This is a genomic window from Paenibacillus sp. HGF5 (assembly GCF_000204455.1).
Taxonomy (GTDB): Bacteria; Bacillota; Bacilli; order Paenibacillales; family Paenibacillaceae; genus Paenibacillus_AQ; species Paenibacillus_AQ lautus_A.
Genome location: NZ_AEXS01000096.1, coordinates 1 through 20,447 on the forward strand (window position 1 = coordinate 1; position 20,447 = coordinate 20,447).

Consider the following 20,447-nt stretch of genomic DNA (forward strand, 5'->3'; position numbering starts at 1 on the left):
AAAATCGCGGCTTCATGTTGGTGTTTATTATAATATTTCCACATACCCCTCTGTTCCATTCACGCGAATGCGCTGTCCATCCTTGATCCTTTTGGTCGCATTCTCGACGCCGACAACGGCAGGCAATCCATATTCACGCGCAATAACGGCTCCGTGGGTCATCAGTCCGCCCACTTCGGTGATCAATCCTTTAATGGATACAAACAATGGCGTCCAGCTAGGGTCCGTAAAGGCAGTGATTAAGATGTCTCCTTCCTCCAGGTCAGCGTCTTCCATGTTTAAGATGACACGTGCTCTTCCCTCAATAACGCCCGAAGAAACTGGCAGCCCTACAATGGCTTCAGCAGGAATATTTTCCCGTTTGTACTCACCAACAATGATCTCGCCATCCGATGTGATCACACGCGGAGGAGTCAGTTTTTCATATAATTTGTATTCGTCTTTTCGTTTGTTGATCATTCGGTAATCCAGTTTATTTGTGCGTACGACATCGTGAAGCTCTTCAAAAGAGAGATAATATATATCTTCTCTGTCATGAATAACGCCCGCTTCTACGAGTTGTTCTGCTTCTTTCAGTAAAGCCTGCTTATATACGAAGTAGCGATTAACCATGCCGTATTTCGGATACTCCCGATAACCAATGAAATTCCGGATAAGGTCGATCATTCGTTTGGTTTCTGCGGCTTTTTGTTCACCATCTGGTAATCGGCTTAATCGTTCCAGGAGTTCTTGTTCTTTGTTCAGCGCTTCCTGTCGCCCTTGCTCAAACTTTCGATGGCTGGCATTAGGCTCAAAGTTTTTGATGTTACCTATAATCAATGGGATGAGCGTAATGGGTTTCTCGCTCCAACGTGTTCTAGTGATATCGATTTCTCCGGCACATCGCATCCCGTATTTGTTGAGAAAATCACGGATCGCGTCTCGGGCTTCTCGCCCGCCATCAAACGTAACCAGCTCATCCAGAAAATCATCGTGTTTGACTTGCTGCAAATAATCAATGACTTCCGGATAAGGACGAATCGCATCTGCGACATCGAGCAGCGCCAGACCCATTTCCGAAGTAATATTATGGGGTACAGACTGAGAAAGCGTGTCTGCTGCGTTTTTTTCACCTAGCCATTCGTTCATTTTTTCATTGATCCATGATGAAGCATTCATGGCAGCCATAAAGACAGCCGAACTTTGCGGGTCGAACAGAATCTTCTTCAATTGCTGGATATCTTCCACAATGAAATCAAATAAATCCGTTCCAGATTTCGTCTCGATGTTATGTTTTAACTCTTCGATCGATGCTTGACTTCGTTGAATCAGATCATTAACGATTGTCGGCTCGTTTTCGAATTGTGGGGGAGCACCGGCAGGCGGCATAGCATTACTGCTTCTAACGGGACTCGCTTCTTTTTATCATCGGGTAACGATTTTATAAAATCTCCTCGATCAATGATGGTCATAAGTGCATCTTTCATGAGCGGATCGTGTTGTTCCATGCTATTTAATAAAAATTCTCTGCTGTTAGGCGATGCCAGATGATGTGTGACATCAACAAACAATCTTCCGCCAGCTTTGCGCATGGGTGCAGGAGTCGTTAGCAGGAAAAAAGACAATCCCAGCGGTTTCATGGGATCCGTCATCATTTGTTGATGACCAACAGAGATATAGACGCGATTTTCTTGATCACTCGCTTCAGGGATCGGGTATAACGTCGTGATCGGCCGGCTCTGAACGATATAAAACACGTCATCGGCCAGGCACCATTCGATATCTTGCGGCCGGCCGAAATAAGCTTCAATCTGTCTTCCGATGCGTTCCAGCCGTAAAATTTGTTGTTCGGTAAGGGTTTGGATCTTTTGCTGATCGGGGGCAATCGACCGGGTCTCCGTTCCGCCCTCCTGTCGTCCATAGATCGCCAATGTTTTGGCGGCTATCCTCTTATCGACGATGACCTCATCCTGTACTTTGTAACAATCGGCAGATACCAAACCGGAGACCAGCGCTTCTCCAAGTCCAAAGCTGGCATCGATGGAGAGCAGCTTTCGATTGGATGTCATCGGGTCTGCTGTGAATAGTATCCCTGAAGCCTGCGGGAAAACCATCCTTTGAACGATAACGGATAAATAAACTTGACTGTGGTCAAATCCATTTTGCATCCGGTAGATCACGGCGCGATCCGTGAATAGGGATGCCCAGCATTTACTGATATGCTGCAAGACGGCCTCTGTCCCGATGATATTTAAATAGGTGTCCTGTTGACCGGCAAAGGAGGCATGAGGTAAATCTTCAGCTGTCGCACTGGAACGAACGGCATAAGCATGTTCCTCGCCATACCGAGAGAGATAATGAGTTACGGCTTTCACGACGTCGGCAGGAATCTCTGCGTCCATAATGATTTGCCTGATCTTCCTGCTGACTTCACCAATTCGCTCCCGATCCTCTGCTTTTAGCATGGCTAGCTGTCCCAGCAAATCATGATAGGTTTCGTTTTGTTCGATGGCTTTTTGATATCCCGCGGTTGTAACGCAAAATCCTTCCGGTACGTGTATTCCTTCGATTTTTGCTAATTCTCCTAGATTCATTCCTTTTCCGCCAACGAGCAACAGCTGGTTTTGTTCCATGTCTTGAAAATCGAGAACCAAAGAACGCATTCAACATCTCTCCTAACCATTAAATTGAGAAAAAAAACATTTGACAAAGGTATTTTTAGCGTGGTACAATTAAATTGTAAGATGAGATATTTATACCCTTATACACGATTGTGTCGCATTCCGATTGTATCATCGTGTCTATGTAATTGCAATAATAAAGAACCTGAAATCAGAGGATTCAGGTTCTTTTTTGGGTTTTCGTTATTTATTTGACTGCTCACCGCTTAGTATTCCTTTTTAATTACAAAGAACGAGCCCCGAATGGTTCCGGCTAATTTGGACTTCTGCCTTGCAAACTTAAACTTCCCTTCCAACTCCTGCGGTACCTCCATCCCCTCCGAAAGCTTAAAACCGACAGCCCGCTTCTTAGGATCATCAACCGTATACATGACATTGACCGCGAGGCCATCCTCATAAAAGACGAAAGCCCATTGGATGTTTTCCACTTGAAAACGCGACGTCTCCAAAGGTTTGGCCGCAAACTCAAGATCTCGTTCTTCTTTCAATATCCGGTTCACATAATCCAGGGTCTCCTGGCTATCGCCGGCTGGTACAACCGTAAATTCATGCTTATATTTGTTCATGAAGTAACGCGCCTCATTCGCTCGTAAACCAGCAAGCGCTTCCGCTGCGGGCGAAGACTCCAAACCAACCGTAGATACATTTTTAAAATCAACGATATAAGCCATGCCGCTTCTCCTTTGATCTTATTTATTTCCTTACGACGGGAATCCACAATTCGCCACATACGAAGCCGTCCCGCTCTTCCATCTCCACCGTTGCATTCGGCCCGCCGACATAGGCAAAATCCTTGGCTGACGGCAATACTTGACCAAAGGCAATGCCGGTAAGTTTATGGCCCAGCTCATCCGCGGTTTTCCCTTCCCCTTTTACAACGAGGTATTCGCCTTTAGGAAATTGAATAACCCTAGTAGCTTCTGGTAACGACTCCTCCGTCATGACGCCGGCATAATACATCATCTTGTTATTGACTGCCTCGTTCACGGCAAAAATGTAATCATTTGCAGCTAAGGCCTTTAAGGTGTCCAGTCTTCCGTCTTGCTTCACCGACTCCCAAAATTCCGTTTTTTCCTTGTTGATGCCGGCATAATCCGTGTAATCGCTTTTAAGTTCCGTTCCAATACCTAATACGATAAAGCTGTCTTTTTCCTCAAGGGTATAATTCTCCATATTCAAAACCTTCCTTTTTTAAAATTTTTCAAATGATTTGTCTTTTCACTTGATAGGTTTATAATAACCTTAAATCATGTCAAAAAATGATACTGTTTAGGAGAGTCCGATGAAAAAAGTTGAGCGGATTAATACCATCATGCGGTATATCAACAACCGCGCCCACTTTACCATTTCTGAAATTATGCGCGAATTTAACATTTCTCGCTCGACGGCGATTCGAGATATTCGAGAAATCGAAGCCATGGGGATGCCGCTTGTCGCTGAAGTTGGCAGGGATGGGGGTTATTTTGTCATGAACAACTCCGTCCTGCCCACGGTCCGCTTTACCGACACTGAAATCAAAGCCTTGTTTATCGCCTTTATGGCCACTCGAAATCAACAGCTCCCTTATCTAAAGAGTCGCCATTCTTTGGCTGAAAAATTACTCGGCCTCATCTCGGAGAACCAGCAAGACGATCTTGTTCTACTAAATCAAATATTGCTGTTTGAAGGAACCAATCCTCATAATCCCGACTTGCTTGATCTGTCCGACCTGCCCCATCCGATGTTAGAAAAACTCATCCAACTCCTTCTGCTGGACAACTATTTATTGGTTTCCGTCCAGGAAGAGAAGGAAATAAAGTCTTATCCCATTTATCTCCTGCACCTTTATCGTGAAAAGAGCTTATGGTTAATTGAAGGCTTTGACTTAGCGGAAGAAAAGAGACGGATTATTCCTGTCGACAATCTTTCTGACATAGAACGATTCCATACGAAAAAAAGGGTTGGCAAGAAAAAGATCTTAGAGCAGCTGAGTAAGCAGGAAGAGTTCATCAACCTTGTCCTTGATCTTGGTCCAAAGGCGATAGCCCAGTTCAAAAAGTACCATCCTGTAAAGTTTTCCATTGCATATACGAATCCTTACCAAACCACAGCCGTTCTTAAGGCTTTTATCGATGTGAACAAGGTGGAAGAATTGACCGAAATCACAAATTGGCTGCTATTTCTTGGTGGGGATATCAAGGTTAGGGAGATACCTGAACAAGTCGTAGAAGGTTTGAAAGAAAGATTCAGCTTATACTGTCCATAAACAACTATTTTACGGGATCCGGTCCGAATACCGGCGCCAATTTTGATGCAGACAATTGCTCGCTCAGACCGAAATATTCGCAGAAATTCATAATCATCGGATTCCATTTCGCAGGATCGATATAATTGGGGTTACCAGTCACAAGAAGTTCTTCTTCGATATGGATTTTTTCAATTCGAACTTCTATGGCAACCAGCGAGCTTGGTTCTTCAAATGCATGGAGCTTCACAAGCTTGGCTTCCAGCTGCACAGGGCATTCTTTGACGCGCGGAGCCTGAACGATTAGGGATGGAAGTGGTGTTAAGCCAGCGACTCCGAATTTATCCGCCTCATGCCTGTAGCCCCTTTTTGCTTTAGAATCAGGGACTGGGTTGCTCCCCGTCAACAGCGTCAGCCGATCCACAGCAGGAATCAAGTCAACCGACGGAAGACTAAGTACACACTCCAGTTCACGGATCAAATTTTGAACCGTCTTCGATTTTTTGCTCATACCCAGCATACACGATTGGTTGAGCCACCAGGCTGACGACATCGGAGACAGGTTGGACGTACCGTCTTCGTTCATTGTGCTGATGAGCACAACCGAAGTCCCGAAGTAAAGGATTTTGGGTTCAATTACTTTATGCATAACAGATTCACTCTCCTCGATAATAAGCTTCTAGGGTAATGTATCACAAATTTCGGGATGTTCTGGGGAATATGGAATAAGAGCACAAGATACTGAAATTATGGACACACCGCAGCAGATACGACTGCAAAACTTCTGACTTAAAAACCGCTTTAACAACCATTTATAAGTTATAAGAAAGTGCAAACAGAACTTGCGCTCTTAATGCAATTACGATACTGGACTTTAGTCGAGGTCTGTTACCTTCCGCGGTCTGTTCCGAACCACGGAGATATTCGTTACAATATAGCGAAGACGTTTAGAGGAGCGATTGATCATGAATTACGAGCATAAAGTACGGAGGGAGATCGCCGACTGGGAACACCAGATGTTCAAACCGCCGGGCTGGCTGGAAAAAACATCGAAAACCATCGGCAGCCGGATTAATCATTGGATTCCCCCGAAAGTGCACACCATCATCACGACCACCATACGATCGATTGTGCGTACGGCACTGTTCGGAGCAGAATATACGCCTAGCCGGCCGGTCCAGCGTACTCTGGAACTGGAAGCTGCCGATCAAGAAGCGAAAGAGTTGTTTGCTCTGTACCAAAAAATCGCGGTTGCCGAAGGAGCGGGTACCGGAGCCGGCGGCATCATGTTCAGCATGGTAGACTTTCCGGCTTTAATCGCGATCAAAATGAAATTTTTGTTCGAGCTGGCGCATGTTTACGGTTATGACACCAAACACTTCTCCGAGCGGGTATTCATCCTCAAGGTATTTCAAATGACGTTTTCGGGGCCCGAAAACCGTGCCAGACTGCTCGATTCCGTCAAGCGTTGGCATATTGAAAAGGAACAATGGCGCTCCGATACCGAATATGCCAGGAATATGGACTGGGAAACCTTTCAGATCGAGTATCGAGATGCCATGGATTTCCGGAAAATGCTGCAGATGGTGCCCGGGATCGGCGCTTTCGCAGGCGCATGGGCGAATTACACCATACTTGAGGAGCTGCGCCAATTCGCCATGAACGCTTACCGCGTGCGCAGATTGCACGATTTCGAGGGATTGGGTTAACCCTATCCTATACATCTAAGAAACATGAACGAAGCATACCACAAAAGCAGCTCATCCATAGGATAAGCTGCTTTTTGGTGTGTTTCCATTGTCATTACCACGCGCATATTTCCATTTCCGAAATGGCGAACCCCATCCCGAAATTCCGCTACTACTAAATTTTGGAAAACGGAATTATAATCTTTTTGTCATCGCATGGATTGACACTTACAGTCAGCCAACTATCAGCCAAAATAAAGGAGGGATGCCGTTTCAGTCCCAATTGCGAAGTTGTTTTAATCCTAAGTTCAAAGGAGGAATTTTGATGATGCAGAAGGGAATGCGTTACCTGTTGGTTCTGTCGCTGCTGCTGACCAGTTGGTCCGTTTTCGGTACGAGAGCCGAAGCTGCGGACTATACACAGGGCGTTGAATTATCCGGCGGCGCAGCCACCGTATGGTTCAAATCCGCCGTCAACACTAGCTGGGTCGATGTCCATTATCGAGTGAACGGCGGCGAACAGCAAAATTTCAGAATGTCTTACCATGCCGGAAAATCCCGATATGAGCAGGCCATCACAGGCATTGCCGCCGGCCACGTGATTACGTATTCGTTTACTTACAATAACGGGATCCCTGCCTATGACACCGGTGTATTTTCTCACACTGCCGGTTCCACGCCGCCTCCCTCTTCTTCCGGCTCCATATATGACATTCTTCCATCCACTATCCCCATGCCGCCAAACGGTGCCGTCTCGGTCAAGATCTTGAACGGGACCCATGGCGCTTATACCGACCAGCAAATATACTGGGGCGTTCTCGGCATCAATCCCGTCAACAACCAGTGGAGCTATTTGGACCTTAACGGCAATCTGATCCCGATCTCCAGCGCCTTGAATGATGCGCCAGGACATTTAACCAAGAACGGCATCAACTACGCCAACATTTATCATAAGGTCAGCGATGCTTCTTGGGTCACATTGCCCCAGATCACATCGGGCCGAATGTTCCTTAGCGTCGGCACTCCTCTGTACTTGAAGACCTTTAACGATGGATTCGCCGGCCCCGATCTGAACAATCCGACCGACCCGAACCGCGATATTTATTTTGATTTCGTTGAATTCACGATTGACGCCGCCGGCTACCACGGCAATACGACACGCGTCGATGGATTCGGTTTCCCCCTTCAGCATCGTCTGGTCAATAAATCCGGCTCCTTCGACCAGACTGTAGGCGAGCTGGAATCCGAAACCCGAAACGGTATCTTCGCCAAATTCCAGGCGGAAGTTCCTGCCGCCTTCATATCGTTGGCCACGATTCAAGCACCGTATCGCATTGTCGCGCCGATTCACGGTTCTTTTGCCCAGGGTGGCGCGAATGGCAACTATTTCGGCGGGTACGCTCCATACAGCACGCAGGATATTTTCCGGTGCGACGGCGCTTTAACGGATGCGGCAACTTGTGCCGCCATTCAACGTCATGTATACACGGCCAACGACTGGAATGACGTTTCGAATTACTATCAAGCCGCCCCGGCCAATTATTACGCAAAATTCTGGCACGACCACAGCATTAACCGCTTGGCCTACGGTTTTCCGTATGACGATGTCAACGGCCAGGCCGCTTACCTTGAAGTTGGCGACCCGAAAGGCCTGATCATCCGTATCGGGTGGTAAATCTCCCATGATACCTGAGTGACTGATATTGCAAATTGTCTACTCGCTTTATTTATCATCTTTAGCCCAAAAAAGCCGCGATTTTGGCGGCTTTTCATGCGTTTTAGGGGGCCTCATAGTTTTTTAACGGCATACCTACATACTCGCGGAAGGAGGCGATCCGCTCTCCCTCGAACTCGAAGACGATGGCAAGCTCATTACTAAAAGACCGGCCATTCAACAAACCTTCTGAGCGAAATACCACCATCCCGTGATCCGCATTCTCAATCAAGACGAGCGGAATCAGCTGCATCTGAAATACGGAACGCTCGAACCTGACCAATTCCTCGAACCGCTCTTTGCCTTGCTGCTTGTGATCCCACCCATCTAGCGGGAGCGGAACAAAGAAATGAAAACCATCTGTAACCTTATCAAGAAAATCCGCTGTATGCCCTGTTTCTAATGCCTGCTTAAAAGCTTCAAAACTTTCAGTTGTTCGGGTTGATACGGATTCTACAGATTTTTTCATGTAGGCTTCCTCCTTATGGTTTAAATGACAGCTCCATTCATGGAGCTGTCGATCATTCGCCTTTGTTTACGCTTTCCAAGCTTTGATTAGCGCGTCTGAACCTTTAGCTGGCTTGATATCGTTCCGAGGTGAATGGCTTCGTGAAGCAGCGCGAAGTTGAACAGCTCCCCGGCCGTACTGAATTGGAACGGTCCCATGACGTACGGAGTTGAAAGCTTCTCGTCCAGCATATCCGAATTCAGCACAGATAGGCGTGAAAGCTGAGCTGTTAACATCTCGACCAGCTCTTTTTTCGATGGAGGAGCCACCTTCCATTCCGAGGGCTTGGTCCCGGAGTTAAACAGTAAAGCATACGAGTCCGGTATGGCTGATGGGGAACCAAAGCTCAGGGTAGTATACGTATCCATCCAATAAATGATATGGCCGACATTCCAACGGATGGTGTTGTTAAATCCTGAAGTTTGTATGTCGAACCGCTCCTCCGGTATAGCCTGCACCTGCTGCAGCACCACTTGACGTCCAATCTTCGCCGTATTGATTATCGCTTCGGACATGTTCATTTCCTCCTTTGTCATAAAAAACGTTTGTTATGCTCCCAAGTATAGGTCGCACGGAACGTTACATCAATGCAGTGGACATTACCGGAACGTTAAGTATAAGTTAACGATAATGAATTGACAGATCAGGAAGATAACGCCACAATATTCGTGAAACATCCATTCAAGGATGCAAGGGAAGGCAAGGTGTGCAGGATGGAGTTAAAACAACTGCAATATTTTATGGCTATATGCGAAGAGCTTCACTTCTCGAGAGCAGCAGAAAAAATGGGAGTCAGTGCTCCCAACGTAAGCCAACAGATCAGGAGATTGGAAGAGGAATTAGGGGTTCTGTTGTTTGATCGCGTGGGAAAAACCATTATTCTTACGGACGCTGGAGCGATTCTTCATGAACATGCTGCCGCCGTGTTCGGGCATCTGCAGCAAGCGGGCGATGCCATTGCCGATCTGAAGCAGATGCAAGGTGGATCGCTATCGATCGGGGTCTTGCCCGGTGACGCGGATCTCATGTTTAATGCCTTGCTGCTGGATTTCCATCAGACCTATCCCACCATCTCGCTGTCCCTTCTGGAAACCATGAAGGTAACGGAACAAGTTTTGGACCGAAGCATCGATATCGGCGTAACCATCGGACCCGTTATCGATGAACGTCTCACTTCAATTCCCCTGTTTCACGAGGAATTCTCATTGGCTGTGCATAGGGACGATCCTCTTGCCGGGGAGAACTTCATCCCCTTGAACAGGCTGCGCTCCATGAATATGGTCATGTTTCCACCCGATCATCAATGCCGCAAGCTGATCGACCGCTTCTGCATGGACAACGGCTTTGCAGTGCAGCCTCATATGTTGACAACAACATTATCCTCCCTCCTCCAGATGGTACAGAGCGGAGTTGGCGCGTGCGTTCTGCCGCGACTTTTACTGGATAATCTTCGGAATACAGAAATCAAAGTCGTGCATCTAAGGAATCCTACGCCTTCTCAGGACATTTGTCTGATCTACCGCAGCGACAGATTTATGGGATATGCCATGCGCACATTCATCAAAAATTTGAGGGCTTACATCGAGGCAGCCATCCGTCATTCGAAGTCTTCATAGATAGGGATCTTTCCGTTTTCAGTTGTTCATATGCTGGATAAGAAATCAAAAAGCCTGAGTTATCAGGCTTTTCTTAACGAATAAATACAGCATTTTTGTGTCAAATGCTGCCCCTAAAATTAAACTCACTAACTTTTTCAAATTATTTGCTGAGCAATCTCCCATACATGCCCTGCCGGATCTGTGAAGGCAGCGGTTCGGACACCCCATGGCCGATCCATTGGACCGTTAAGCAGGGTAACGCCGCGTGTTTTCAATTCGCTGCATACTGCATCTACATCATCCAACCGGATAGTAAACTGGAACCGAGATCCGGATTCTCGGCTCGCGACTGTTCCAGGATGGATCAGACCGTGGGCTTCGGAGATATTCAGGAGGTTAATGCTCATATTTCCGAAATTGAACACCGCAGAAACATCGTCCTCATAAACAGCGGAAAAACCAAAGACTTCTTGATAGAACACCTTCACATTGTGCAAATCCTCCACAAACAATGTAATTACATCAACATTCAACGACCCTAAAGACCTCATACATACACCCCTTCACACTCAAATCAACTCATATTCATCATAATAGAATTAAGGAATTGATATTTCTTTTTATTTGCTATGTCATTCCTATGAATATCTCATTGTTTCTTCATATCATATAAATTTCACTTGCGGCATTTTGTTAAGTTGCTCTTTTATAACGCGAGCTATGGTTTGGACTCCGATTACGATGTGCTCCTCCTCTACCTGCGAAACGCTTAAGCGAATCACCGAATCCTGGGCAAACTCGGGAAGATACATTTTTCGGGCATCGTCTACGTATACGTTTTCCTTCTTCAAATCCTCAATCAACATCCCGGCCTTAAGCAGACCAGGTAACCGGATCGTTGAATAGAATCCCGATTGAGAAACCGAATATGCGGCGCTTGACGGCAGCTTCTCTTGATAAGCCTTTTGCAATAAGGCCGCTTTCCTGCTGTAGATGGATCTCATGCGCTGGATATGAGCCTTGAACATGCCGCTCTTCAAGTAAATTTCCAAAGCCCCTTGCATAAGGACCGGGGTATGGAGATCGGTAGCGAATTTGGCGCTAAGGAATGATTCACGCAGGAAGTTCGGAATAACAGCAAGCCCCAATCTTAAGCCGGGCAGCATTACTTTGGAAAAGCTTTTGATATATATGACCCTTCCGGATGGATCGTAAGCAAACATCGGATCCTGGTTCTTGTCAGGATCGAGATCGCCTAGATAATCGTCCTCGATAATGTAAACGTCGTATTTTTGGGCCAGCTCCACGATTTTTCGTCGTTCCTTATTGGAATAGCTGCAGCCTGTCGGGTTATGAAACCTGGTCACGGTGTAGAAACATTTAATGTCGTTGCATTTGAACAGATGCTCCAGCCGTTCCATGTCGATTCCTCTCTCCTTTATTTCGATTCCGTAAGTCGTGGCCTGCTGAACCTTGATCGACTCGATCATACTGACATGAGTAGGCTGTTCTACGCAGATATTTTTTTTGCCATTAGGAAAGGGAAGCGAAATCAATAGATGAATCGCTTGCTGTGACCCGGATACCACGCAGATTCGGTCAGGAACCGTAAACACTTGCAGTTCTCGCAGATGCCGGGCCAGCTCCTCTCTTAACGAAGGCAGCCCTTGGATCTCCGAATAGGTAAACATCTCCTCTTTATAACCTTCGATAGCTTGATTGATGCAGTGCTGAAAGTCCCGGTAAGGCATGGCATTCTTGTCGGGGCCAGCTGACAGAAAATCTATGACTCCCGTGTTAGCTGAACCTGAATGTCCGGAAGGCACCCGCTCTACAACATAGTAACCGCTTTTCGAGACGGAATAGATTTTATGTTTTTTTTCCAATTCTGAATATGCTTTGATGATGGTATTCACACTGCAGTCGAACTGCTTGGCTAACGCCCGTATGGATGGCAGCCTCTTCCCGGGTTTCAACCCTCCATTATCGATTTGCTGCTCGATGCTCTTCATGACCTCGGCATAGATCATATGGCCTCCTCTTCCTCTCCTCAATCTGTATAGGTACAAACGTTAAATAATCAGATTTACTTGCGGCACCTGTAACCATAGACTAATAGTATCAAAATGCATTTGATATGGGGAATTTGTTCTGTTCGATGGCCATCGAGACCATTCCCGAAATAAGATGTTCTAGGAGTGATGCAGCCATGTTACAGATGAATAAGAAAAACCGCCTATCCGCTTTTATCTTTATATTTCTTGCAGTCGTTTGCTTGTTCGCATACTCGCCAAGTGCCGATGCAAAGCCAAGCTCCCATGGGCTTGTACTGGAACAAATCTTCCGGAAGTCCCACGCGACACTGGTCCTCAAGAATTTGAAGACCGATCAAGTATACACATTCAATTCTGAAAGAAGTAAACAGCGGTTTACTCCGGAATCCAGCTTTAAAGTGGCAAATGCCCTCATCGGTTTGGAAGTCAAGGCTGTTGCTGACGAATACGAAGTCAAAAGATGGGACGGTATCGTAAGAGAGTTTCCGGTTTGGAATCGGGATCACTCACTCGCTTCGGCTATGAGAGAATCAGCGATTTGGTATTACCAGGCGATGGCTCGCGATATCGGCCAAGAGCTGATGCAGAAATACGTGAATCGAATCCATTATGGTAATCGCGACATAACCGGAGGCATCGATACATTCTGGCTGAACAGCAGTTTGAAGATCTCTGCCGTAGAACAAGCGGAATTTATCGAAAAGCTCGTTGAAGAGAATTTGCCCTTTCAGAAGAAAACGATGAAAACGGTCAAGCGGATGATGATCGACGATGAACAGGATGAATATACAATTCATGGAAAAACCGGTTCGAGGCTGTCCGATATGGGGCTTGGCTGGTATGTCGGATATGTCGAAACGGAGAAAGAGACCTGGGTGTTCGCAACGAATGCAGCCGGCAGCGGTACATTCGCGAAGCAATTAACGCTGACAACATTGGAGAAGATGAAGATCTTGAATAATTAATAAAGAATTTGCGTCCCATCTGATTGATTACCTTACAACTTTAGAGATACAGAATAAAGATTGGAGATTCATGCTACCGGACATAATATAGTAATAGGGTCCTGACGAATAGATCGTCAGGACCCTGTATTTGTTTTAAGATTTCGAGCAGTATGACAAGATCATTGCTCAGCCTTCTATGGCTGAGCAATGAATGCTTGGACGGCAGCGGCCAATCCATGTAAATCATCGATTAGCGGGGAGTGCCCTGCATCCAAGGATACATACTGAACTGGCTTTCCATGACTTGCAAAGTCTTCTTTGATTTCTTCCGTCATCTGCTGCGTGGTAATCAAATCCTTAACGCCCCAAATGACGAGGACCGGACATTGAATACGCTCCAACTCTCCTGTTCCATCCGCGAGTCCGTTGGATACGGAACTGATATTGAATCGGTTTGCGGCATCGGCAGCATCCACCATGTTACGCTGCTTCATGCAGGCATCGATGTACTTCACACGGGTGGCAGCATCAGACTCACGTTCATGAAACAAAAGGTAGTCCATCGCCTGAGCAAAGTAAGCCCGGTCCTGCCTCTGATTTGCTTGAAACGTCATGGCAAGTCCTGGGTCCTTGACTATTTCCTCTTTAGTCTTCAGACGATCTCCATCGGAATTCACGGCTGCATAACCTCTAGTCGAGATAGAGGCAAGCAGAATCAACTTTCGTACGCGATCTGGATAATCTGCCGCAAACTGCATGGCGATGCCTCCACCATTCGACCAGCCCATAATCATAACATGGCGCAGACCAAGCTGTTCTACGAATTGATGCAGATCCGAGGAAAAGTCTTTCATGTCACCGATGGGATTCTGATAGCTGGACTCGCCGTAACCACGCAAGTCTACAGCGATGAAGCGTTGGGTCATATCGGCATGCGTCAACAAGGGTTCCCACAGCTCCGAAGAAGCCATATTCCCGTGAATCAACAGCATGCAGGGTTCCGTACCTGTTCTTTCTCTATAACTCAGCGTTTCTCCATTAGGTAACAAAGCAGTTTTCACTTCAAGTGTCATGATGCCATCCCCTCCTTACAAATCCCCTAGTTTATTCACGAATTTAACCGATAAAATGACGCTTGCCACACCCAATACGCTGAAAATGGCATATAAAAAGTCAGGATGCAGCGTAATCGGCAGCAATCCGAGAAAATTAGGGAACTGCATCAGGAAGACGGCGCAAATGACCGTAGGGATGACAGCTCTTTTCCATATCCCGAACCAAAATAGCGGAATCAATGAGGCAAGCGCGACAACGATGGAGTGTAAGGTCATTCGGATCGCATAATTCGCCAGGTCAGCTGCCGTCGGCGTTCCCGGGATGACATCCATCACTTGGTTGAGCGCATAAGTCGTAACACCGCCAAGTACGAAGGACACCAGCGTACCGAAGAAAACCGCCAACACAATGAACAGCACCTTGGCCATCACGAGCCTTTTTCGGCTGAGCGGATATCCGTATGAAAGAGCCATCGTCTTATTCTTATATTCTTCAATGAATACATGATTGATCAGGGACGCTCCGAACAATATAAACCCCATCTGAATGGGTATCATCAGTTCCAGAGCGGCAGCATAACTTTCTCCAAAACGAATCATCGGCATATCGGCAAAAACGACCTTGAGAAAAAATACCGGCAAGAACATAAGAATGATCCAATACGTAATCGCTTCACCGATCACTTTCTTACGATCCAGCTTCTTCCATTCCAGCTCGATTAATTTCAACATATCGGATTCATTCCTTTCCCTGAATTTGATGATAGAAATAGTCTTCCAATGTACTGTTATATTTTTGGATCTCCTCGATTTCAATTTCATGCGCAATCAGCAGTTTGGTAATTTGACTGGTCGATACGTCCTTATCATAGACTCGGATTCGCTGATCTTGTACGATTTTGATATTGGATATACGAAGCTCATGCTCAAGTAAAAAGGCGGCTTTCTGCACATTCGAGGTCATAAGTTCAATATAATCGGTACGCTGCTTTCGAATATCGGACAACGTGACTTCGTCGACCAATTGACCGCGTTGAATGACGCCGATCCTATCGGCAACCTGCTCAATTTCCCCTAAGATATGGCTGGACAGGACAAATGTAATCCCATATTCCTGGTTCAGTGTTCGGATCAAATCCCTCATGTTTTTAATGCCGATCGGATCCAGTCCGTTCGTGGGTTCATCCAGCACGATCAATTCCGGCTTGGTGATGGCGGCCCTGGCGATGCCAAGACGCTGCTTCATGCCGAGCGAGAAATCCTTCACTTTTTTATCTTCGATTCCTTCCAATTGGACCAGGTCCAGGGCTTGATGTATGGCTCTCTTATCATAATAGCCCAAGTATTCGCAATGAATTTGGAGATTCTCCATGGCCGTCATGTGCTCGAAGAATATCGGGTATTCAATAATGCTCCCGACCCGCTTGAGGCCTTCTTTGGAGGTTTCTGAAAAATTCTTGCCAAACAGCATGATCGCGCCGGAGGTCGGAAGAATGAGTCCCGTCAGCATTTTCATGATGGTTGTTTTACCCGCGCCGTTTGGACCCAGCAAGCCATAAATCTCACCCTTTCTCACATTGAGATTGACACGCGATACAATGGACATCCCTTTTATGGTTTTGCTCAGATCCGAAGTTTGAATGACGTAATTCACGAAGACCACCACCGTGTTCACAATTTGATTTCCTTTGTTATCTTTATCATAGACCTGAAAATGGACTTATTCCTTTCCCGTTCCTTACATGTTTCTTAAGAATGAATCGAAACGTGCGGCTGAAATAAAAAAGAGACGTTGAACAAGAGGACAACATCTCATGGATTAAGATTAGTAGGTTAATTGCTTAAATTTGCATGTGAAAATGGTCTTTTTGTCAGCCTTCGAGCTGCTTAGACTGATCCGTCCGTTCATTTCTTCCGTTAGGCGTTTGGAGATACTGAGTCCCAGCCCGCTTCCTTGAAATTGCGGATTCCGGGCATCGTCCAGAGTATAGAGCCTTTCGAATATGCGTTCCTGATGAACCTCAGCGATCCCTTTGCCCCGGTCCCACACGTCTACGGCCACGTATTCTCCTTCTTCCCGAACCGTCACCCCGAACACGCCTCCGTCGCTTCCATAGCGGATGGAATTCGATATGAGGTTGCTCAATATTCGATGCAGCGCATCCTTGTTGCCAAGGAAATAAAAGGGCAGCTCCGGAATGTCGATCTCAACTCGAAGATTTCTCGAAACCAGCAGGTCGTAAAACTCAAGAACACTGTTCCGGCAAACCTCGCTCAATGATATTTTGCTAAGCGGAATATCATAATCCTCCGACTCGATTTTGACAAGGTCGAAGAATTGATTAAGCAAGGCGATCAGACTGTTTACTTTTTCATTCAAACGTTGAATGACTTGCTCCTCGTCTTGCGCGGTCAACGTATTCTTCTGATTCAGTTTTTCCGTGTAGCCGAGAATGACCGTCAGCGGCGTCTTCAAATCATGGGACATGTTTGAGATCATTTTCTTTTGGCTGTCCTTCGTTCTGGCATAATCCGCAAATACCTTCTGTTTGTTATCCAGCAGACGGTTAATCTGTGTGAGCAGCTGCCTGACGGCATCGTCGCCCGTGGGCACCAACACTTTCTCGGCTGTGTCCTGGTCCAGAATATCGGAGATTTTATTCGCTATCTCGAGGATGCTTTGATTTTGTTTCTTCTTTGAAACAAATAGCCATGCGATGATTGCAACCAATAGCGCAATGATGACGGATAAAAGAAGGACCATGTGCTAATCCCCCATTTTATATCCGATTCCCCAAATCGTCCGAATGTATTGCGGACCTGACGGATCCTCTTCGATTTTTTCCCGGAGTCTCCGAATATGTACATTAATCACGTTCTCATTCCCATAATAATCTTCTTCCCAGATGAGCTGATAGATTTGCTCCTTGGTGAATACCCTGCTGTGATTGGTTAGGAGCAGCTTCAAAATATGGAATTCCTTCGCGGTGAGCGGCACGCTTTTCCCTTTGACTTTTACGGAGAACGAATGCAAGTCCAGGACGAGATCCTTAAATGCAATGACGGGGGGTTCGGCAGGTTTGCTTTCCGTTTCCGCGTATAACGTTGCCCTCCGAATGGCAGCTTGAACCCTGGCTGTTAATTCGATCATGGAGAAAGGCTTGCTTATATAATCATCCGCGCCAAACCCAAGGCCCATGGCCTTGTCGAGGTCGCTGCCTTTCGCAGAAATAATCAAAACAGGAACTTTGCTGGTCTCTCGGATATGTTTGAGCAGCTCCATGCCGTTTACCTTAGGGAGCATCAAATCGAGCAAGATCAGATCGAACTTCTCTTTTTGAAAAAGCGCGAGTGCTTCCTCGCCGTCGCGTGCAGATGCAACGCTGTAATGATCCTGTTTCAGCTGGCTTTCAATCAACTGATTGATGTCGTTGTCGTCTTCAACGAGCAGAATGCGTTTTTGCATATCCTATGTCCTCCTGAGCATGCTCTGATCCATTCCACGGTTCCGATCCGGAACAGTAGTTTTTTCGATTTTAACACAAATTGGCATAATCTAGGGATCAATATGGATGAGGCAATTACAGAAAAATCTTTCGCAGCAATCGGGTGCGGCTTCATCGGTGAAACAAAAAAATCCGCGGATTCCGCGGATTTATAATGCATGTATGTCATGTATGTTGATAAATCGCCGCTGTTTTTGTTATCTCCACCAAACGACAGCATGATCAGGCCCCGTTGAATATTCCGATGGAGCTATTACTAACGACTCCCCAATTAGAGGAGTAAGTATGTGCACGTGCTTTTGTTTAGCAGCCGTAGTCACGCGTTCGATTGGTTCATTCCAGTCATGCAAGGCCAACGTGAACCCTGCCCAATGGATCGGAATCAACAATTGCCCTTTCACGTCCAGATGAGCCTGCACCGTCTCTTCAGGCATCATATGAATGTTCGCCCAACGCTTGTCATATTGACCGCATTCCATGAGCGTCACATCAAATGGTCCGTATTTTTCACCGATCTCTTGAAAATGAGGACCATACCCGCTATCCCCGCTGAAATACACTCGGCTCTTGTTGCTGATAATGACCCAAGACGACCACAAGGTCGAATCGCGGTCAAACAGGCTTCGCCCTGAAAAGTGTCTCGCTGGCGTGCAGATGAGTTGTAGACCGTCCAACCCGGATGCATCCCACCAATTATGTTCGGTAATACTCGATTTTGGGATCCCCCAGCGCTCCAAGTGACCACCAAGGCCAAGCGGCACATAAAAATGCTTAACCTTCTTCTTTAGCTTCTGGATGGAACTGAAATCCAGATGATCATAATGATCATGAGACAAAACGACGGCGTCAATGGGAGGAAGCTTGTCCAGATCAATAGGAATATCCCTGCTATAACGTTGATTCCCAAAAACAGGGATTGGGGATGGCGACGTTCCTAACATAGGGTCGAACAGCAGCGTTTTCCCCTCGATTTCCAGCATGAATGCCGAATGTCCAAACCACGTCACACGTGTTAGGGCTTGTTGTTGTATACTTGCGGGATCTACTCGCTTAATCGGTAATGGAGAAGTCGGCTTCCGATTGGGATTACGTTTCATGTAATCGCGTAATAGTGACTTGAAGTCCGCTGCTCCCATCCTCATGGAGGTATGGATTGGATTCACAAAACGTTTGCGGTCAAAATTCGGGAGATTGCGAAATTCGTTTCGTTTCTCCCTAGATACTCTTTGGCCGAATGGCGGATAATATCTCAGAAACAATGCAATGGATAAAATTAAAGCTGCGCATATCAGGAAAATGGTCATAAGGTTCTACCTCGATTTGTCCAATCCGGTGTAAGAAAAGAATCGGATTACATTAATTTTAATGCTACTTCTTACGTTTAAGCTTTCACTGCATCCCAGCTCATAACTATAGCTGCTTCCAATTCCCGATTACCCAATCGGGCTCCGTTCTTCAGATGTGATTTCGCCAATTCGGCTACGGGTAAGATCGAATATACGATCAACATATCCACATCTTCCGCTTTCAATATGTTCTGCTTCTTTCCCGTTTCAAACATCTCGAAAATAGGCTGGAATAGGCTTGCGGTATCGTCCAAACACCATTTCTGGGGTAATGGAGAATCCTTGATTTGCTCTAAAAATAAAAAATAGTCTTTGTGCGTATGTATAAACTCAACATACTTGCGGATGATCGATTCAAAGCGTTCTTTAACGGATCGCGTATCAACGAATCCCTGTAACATGCTCTTACTCATTTTGCCCTTCACTTTTAAGTAAGTTTTAAGCAGCAGATCCTCCTTATTCTCATGATAAATATAGATCGTTGCAGCCGATACATTAGCTTTTTTAGCTATTTTGGAAATCGACGTTTCCGCAAAACCAATCTCATTCACTAATTGAATTGTTGCATCAAAAATGGCTTCCACTTTGTTATCATCTCTATGTCTCATGAAACTATAATAAACGATCATTTATTTATAATCAAGAAACCAGGTCAACAGTATTCTAAACGCTAAGAAAACCGGGTCGGGAACCCTCCCGAAACCCGGTTTTGTATAAGTTAGTCTGCCTGCTTCCTGAGCGCATTTTCTTTTGTCATGATGGTCTGTTCATATCTTGCGATTTTATCGTTCAGACGCGTCAGTGTGTTTGTCATTTCTTCGATCTTCTCCCCAAGTCGATTACGCTGTTCCATCAACAATCCCTTTCGCGTTTCGAGTGTGTCGTCCCCTTGTTGAAAAAGCGAAACATACTCGATCAGCACCTCGACCGGAAGCCCCGCGCTTTGACGCATGCATTTAACAAAATCGACCCACTTGATGTCTTCCACCGTGTAATCCCTGATACCGTTTTTGTTCCGGTTTACAGGAGGAATCAACCCAATGCGCTCATAATAGCGCAGGGTATCCTGGGAAAGCCCGAACCTTTCGCTGATTTCTTTAATCGTCACCGCCATGTCTTGATTCACCTACTTTTAGTTCAATACCTT

The 20,447-nt window shown here is 46.1% G+C and carries 20 protein-coding genes and 1 pseudogene; 5 read left to right on the forward strand and 16 right to left on the reverse strand.

The genetic code is table 11. The annotated features are described in order from the left end of the window. Nucleotides 1-27 precede the first annotated feature (27 nt). The 3 genes and pseudogenes from ppsA to HMPREF9412_RS14940 form a co-directional block, all read right to left on the reverse strand. Nucleotides 28-2,642, reverse strand: a pseudogene (gene ppsA / locus HMPREF9412_RS14930) (phosphoenolpyruvate synthase). A gap of 224 nt (nucleotides 2,643-2,866) precedes the next feature. After that, nucleotides 2,867-3,331 (reverse strand): hypothetical protein, encoded by a 465-nt coding sequence (locus HMPREF9412_RS14935; protein WP_009592531.1) that lies wholly within the window; start codon nucleotides 3,329-3,331, stop codon nucleotides 2,867-2,869. Nucleotides 3,332-3,353: 22 nt separating this feature from the next. After that, the gene (locus HMPREF9412_RS14940; RefSeq protein WP_009592552.1) at nucleotides 3,354-3,833 is read right to left on the reverse strand and encodes a GyrI-like domain-containing protein; all 480 of its coding nucleotides are present in this window, start codon (nucleotides 3,831-3,833) and stop codon (nucleotides 3,354-3,356) included. Nucleotides 3,834-3,942: 109 nt separating this feature from the next. Here HMPREF9412_RS14940 and HMPREF9412_RS14945 point away from each other — a divergent pair, with 109 nt between their 5' ends. Further along, nucleotides 3,943-4,905, forward strand: coding sequence for a helix-turn-helix transcriptional regulator (locus HMPREF9412_RS14945; RefSeq protein WP_009592522.1), 963 nt, complete (start codon nucleotides 3,943-3,945; stop codon nucleotides 4,903-4,905). Between the two features lie 4 nt (nucleotides 4,906-4,909). Here HMPREF9412_RS14945 and HMPREF9412_RS14950 read toward each other — a convergent pair whose 3' ends face one another. Beyond that, a complete protein-coding gene (locus tag HMPREF9412_RS14950; protein ID WP_009592477.1) occupies nucleotides 4,910-5,533 on the reverse strand; it encodes a flavin reductase family protein in 624 nt (207 codons plus the stop codon). Nucleotides 5,534-5,849: 316 nt separating this feature from the next. Here HMPREF9412_RS14950 and HMPREF9412_RS14955 point away from each other — a divergent pair, with 316 nt between their 5' ends. Both HMPREF9412_RS14955 and HMPREF9412_RS14960 read left to right on the forward strand, forming a co-directional pair. Next, on the forward strand, nucleotides 5,850-6,593 hold the full coding sequence (locus HMPREF9412_RS14955; protein WP_009592468.1) for an EcsC family protein: 744 nt from the start codon (nucleotides 5,850-5,852) through the stop codon (nucleotides 6,591-6,593). Nucleotides 6,594-6,897: 304 nt separating this feature from the next. Further along, the gene (locus HMPREF9412_RS14960) at nucleotides 6,898-8,247 is read left to right on the forward strand and encodes a glycoside hydrolase family 64 protein (protein WP_009592481.1); all 1,350 of its coding nucleotides are present in this window, start codon (nucleotides 6,898-6,900) and stop codon (nucleotides 8,245-8,247) included. 103 nt (nucleotides 8,248-8,350) lie between these two features. On the opposite strand, the gene HMPREF9412_RS14965 is transcribed toward HMPREF9412_RS14960, so the two are convergent. Continuing rightward, complete coding sequence (locus HMPREF9412_RS14965; protein WP_009592550.1) at nucleotides 8,351-8,755, reverse strand: nuclear transport factor 2 family protein; 405 nt, start codon at nucleotides 8,753-8,755, stop codon at nucleotides 8,351-8,353. Between the two features lie 86 nt (nucleotides 8,756-8,841). Beyond that, nucleotides 8,842-9,309, reverse strand: coding sequence for a DinB family protein (locus HMPREF9412_RS14970; protein WP_009592499.1), 468 nt, complete (start codon nucleotides 9,307-9,309; stop codon nucleotides 8,842-8,844). Nucleotides 9,310-9,507: 198 nt separating this feature from the next. Between HMPREF9412_RS14970 and HMPREF9412_RS14975 the strand changes: the two genes are divergently transcribed. Beyond that, nucleotides 9,508-10,410, forward strand: coding sequence for a LysR family transcriptional regulator (locus HMPREF9412_RS14975; protein ID WP_036672375.1), 903 nt, complete (start codon nucleotides 9,508-9,510; stop codon nucleotides 10,408-10,410). Nucleotides 10,411-10,547: 137 nt separating this feature from the next. Here the strand turns inward: HMPREF9412_RS14975 and HMPREF9412_RS14980 are convergent, their stop codons facing one another. Next, the gene (locus tag HMPREF9412_RS14980) at nucleotides 10,548-10,943 is read right to left on the reverse strand and encodes a VOC family protein (RefSeq protein ID WP_036672347.1); all 396 of its coding nucleotides are present in this window, start codon (nucleotides 10,941-10,943) and stop codon (nucleotides 10,548-10,550) included. Nucleotides 10,944-11,057: 114 nt separating this feature from the next. After that, nucleotides 11,058-12,422 (reverse strand): aminotransferase-like domain-containing protein, encoded by a 1,365-nt coding sequence (locus tag HMPREF9412_RS14985; protein ID WP_009592520.1) that lies wholly within the window; start codon nucleotides 12,420-12,422, stop codon nucleotides 11,058-11,060. 179 nt (nucleotides 12,423-12,601) lie between these two features. On the opposite strand from HMPREF9412_RS14985, the gene blaOXA reads away from it, so the two are divergent. Further along, nucleotides 12,602-13,411: a class D beta-lactamase gene (gene blaOXA, locus HMPREF9412_RS14990; RefSeq protein WP_009592461.1), complete on the forward strand. Its 810-nt coding sequence runs from the start codon at nucleotides 12,602-12,604 to the stop codon at nucleotides 13,409-13,411. A 176-nt stretch (nucleotides 13,412-13,587) separates the two neighbouring features. Here the strand turns inward: blaOXA and phaZ are convergent, their stop codons facing one another. From phaZ to HMPREF9412_RS15030, 8 genes are all read right to left on the reverse strand, one after another. Then, complete coding sequence (gene phaZ / locus HMPREF9412_RS14995; RefSeq protein ID WP_009592446.1) at nucleotides 13,588-14,466, reverse strand: intracellular short-chain-length polyhydroxyalkanoate depolymerase; 879 nt, start codon at nucleotides 14,464-14,466, stop codon at nucleotides 13,588-13,590. A gap of 15 nt (nucleotides 14,467-14,481) precedes the next feature. Then, nucleotides 14,482-15,180 carry an ABC transporter permease gene (locus HMPREF9412_RS15000; protein WP_009592511.1) on the reverse strand — a complete coding sequence of 233 codons (699 nt, stop codon included), beginning with the start codon at nucleotides 15,178-15,180 and terminating at the stop codon, nucleotides 14,482-14,484. Between the two features lie 7 nt (nucleotides 15,181-15,187). Next, nucleotides 15,188-16,102, reverse strand: coding sequence for an ABC transporter ATP-binding protein (locus tag HMPREF9412_RS15005; protein ID WP_036672377.1), 915 nt, complete (start codon nucleotides 16,100-16,102; stop codon nucleotides 15,188-15,190). Nucleotides 16,103-16,273: 171 nt separating this feature from the next. After that, the gene (locus tag HMPREF9412_RS15010; protein WP_009592532.1) at nucleotides 16,274-17,212 is read right to left on the reverse strand and encodes a sensor histidine kinase; all 939 of its coding nucleotides are present in this window, start codon (nucleotides 17,210-17,212) and stop codon (nucleotides 16,274-16,276) included. Between the two features lie 3 nt (nucleotides 17,213-17,215). Next, entirely contained in the window at nucleotides 17,216-17,914 is a 699-nt protein-coding gene (locus tag HMPREF9412_RS15015; protein WP_009592452.1) for a response regulator transcription factor, read from the reverse strand. Nucleotides 17,915-18,151: 237 nt separating this feature from the next. Further along, nucleotides 18,152-19,258, reverse strand: a complete 1,107-nt coding sequence (locus HMPREF9412_RS15020) for an MBL fold metallo-hydrolase (protein WP_009592501.1) — start codon at nucleotides 19,256-19,258, stop codon at nucleotides 18,152-18,154. 77 nt (nucleotides 19,259-19,335) lie between these two features. After that, nucleotides 19,336-19,884: a TetR/AcrR family transcriptional regulator gene (locus HMPREF9412_RS15025; protein WP_254664053.1), complete on the reverse strand. Its 549-nt coding sequence runs from the start codon at nucleotides 19,882-19,884 to the stop codon at nucleotides 19,336-19,338. Between the two features lie 134 nt (nucleotides 19,885-20,018). Beyond that, on the reverse strand, nucleotides 20,019-20,414 hold the full coding sequence (locus tag HMPREF9412_RS15030) for a MerR family transcriptional regulator (RefSeq protein ID WP_009592451.1): 396 nt from the start codon (nucleotides 20,412-20,414) through the stop codon (nucleotides 20,019-20,021). Nucleotides 20,415-20,447 lie beyond the last annotated feature (33 nt).

What these genes read in the sequence shown, in the direction of transcription:
- HMPREF9412_RS14935 (WP_009592531.1), bottom strand. Translation starts at nt 3,331, where the DNA reads ATGGCTTATATCGTTGATTTTAAAAATGTATCTACGGTTGGTTTGGAG.
- HMPREF9412_RS14940 (WP_009592552.1), bottom strand. Translation starts at nt 3,833, where the DNA reads ATGGAGAATTATACCCTTGAGGAAAAAGACAGCTTTATCGTATTAGGT.
- HMPREF9412_RS14945 (WP_009592522.1), top strand. Translation starts at nt 3,943, where the DNA reads ATGAAAAAAGTTGAGCGGATTAATACCATCATGCGGTATATCAACAAC.
- HMPREF9412_RS14950 (WP_009592477.1), bottom strand. Translation starts at nt 5,533, where the DNA reads ATGCATAAAGTAATTGAACCCAAAATCCTTTACTTCGGGACTTCGGTT.
- HMPREF9412_RS14955 (WP_009592468.1), top strand. Translation starts at nt 5,850, where the DNA reads ATGAATTACGAGCATAAAGTACGGAGGGAGATCGCCGACTGGGAACAC.
- HMPREF9412_RS14960 (WP_009592481.1), top strand. Translation starts at nt 6,898, where the DNA reads ATGATGCAGAAGGGAATGCGTTACCTGTTGGTTCTGTCGCTGCTGCTG.
- HMPREF9412_RS14965 (WP_009592550.1), bottom strand. Translation starts at nt 8,755, where the DNA reads ATGAAAAAATCTGTAGAATCCGTATCAACCCGAACAACTGAAAGTTTT.
- HMPREF9412_RS14970 (WP_009592499.1), bottom strand. Translation starts at nt 9,309, where the DNA reads ATGTCCGAAGCGATAATCAATACGGCGAAGATTGGACGTCAAGTGGTG.
- HMPREF9412_RS14975 (WP_036672375.1), top strand. Translation starts at nt 9,508, where the DNA reads ATGGAGTTAAAACAACTGCAATATTTTATGGCTATATGCGAAGAGCTT.
- HMPREF9412_RS14980 (WP_036672347.1), bottom strand. Translation starts at nt 10,943, where the DNA reads ATGAGGTCTTTAGGGTCGTTGAATGTTGATGTAATTACATTGTTTGTG.
- HMPREF9412_RS14985 (WP_009592520.1), bottom strand. Translation starts at nt 12,422, where the DNA reads ATGATCTATGCCGAGGTCATGAAGAGCATCGAGCAGCAAATCGATAAT.
- blaOXA (WP_009592461.1), top strand. Translation starts at nt 12,602, where the DNA reads ATGTTACAGATGAATAAGAAAAACCGCCTATCCGCTTTTATCTTTATA.
- phaZ (WP_009592446.1), bottom strand. Translation starts at nt 14,466, where the DNA reads ATGACACTTGAAGTGAAAACTGCTTTGTTACCTAATGGAGAAACGCTG.
- HMPREF9412_RS15000 (WP_009592511.1), bottom strand. Translation starts at nt 15,180, where the DNA reads ATGTTGAAATTAATCGAGCTGGAATGGAAGAAGCTGGATCGTAAGAAA.
- HMPREF9412_RS15010 (WP_009592532.1), bottom strand. Translation starts at nt 17,212, where the DNA reads ATGGTCCTTCTTTTATCCGTCATCATTGCGCTATTGGTTGCAATCATC.
- HMPREF9412_RS15015 (WP_009592452.1), bottom strand. Translation starts at nt 17,914, where the DNA reads ATGCAAAAACGCATTCTGCTCGTTGAAGACGACAACGACATCAATCAG.
- HMPREF9412_RS15020 (WP_009592501.1), bottom strand. Translation starts at nt 19,258, where the DNA reads ATGACCATTTTCCTGATATGCGCAGCTTTAATTTTATCCATTGCATTG.
- HMPREF9412_RS15030 (WP_009592451.1), bottom strand. Translation starts at nt 20,414, where the DNA reads ATGGCGGTGACGATTAAAGAAATCAGCGAAAGGTTCGGGCTTTCCCAG.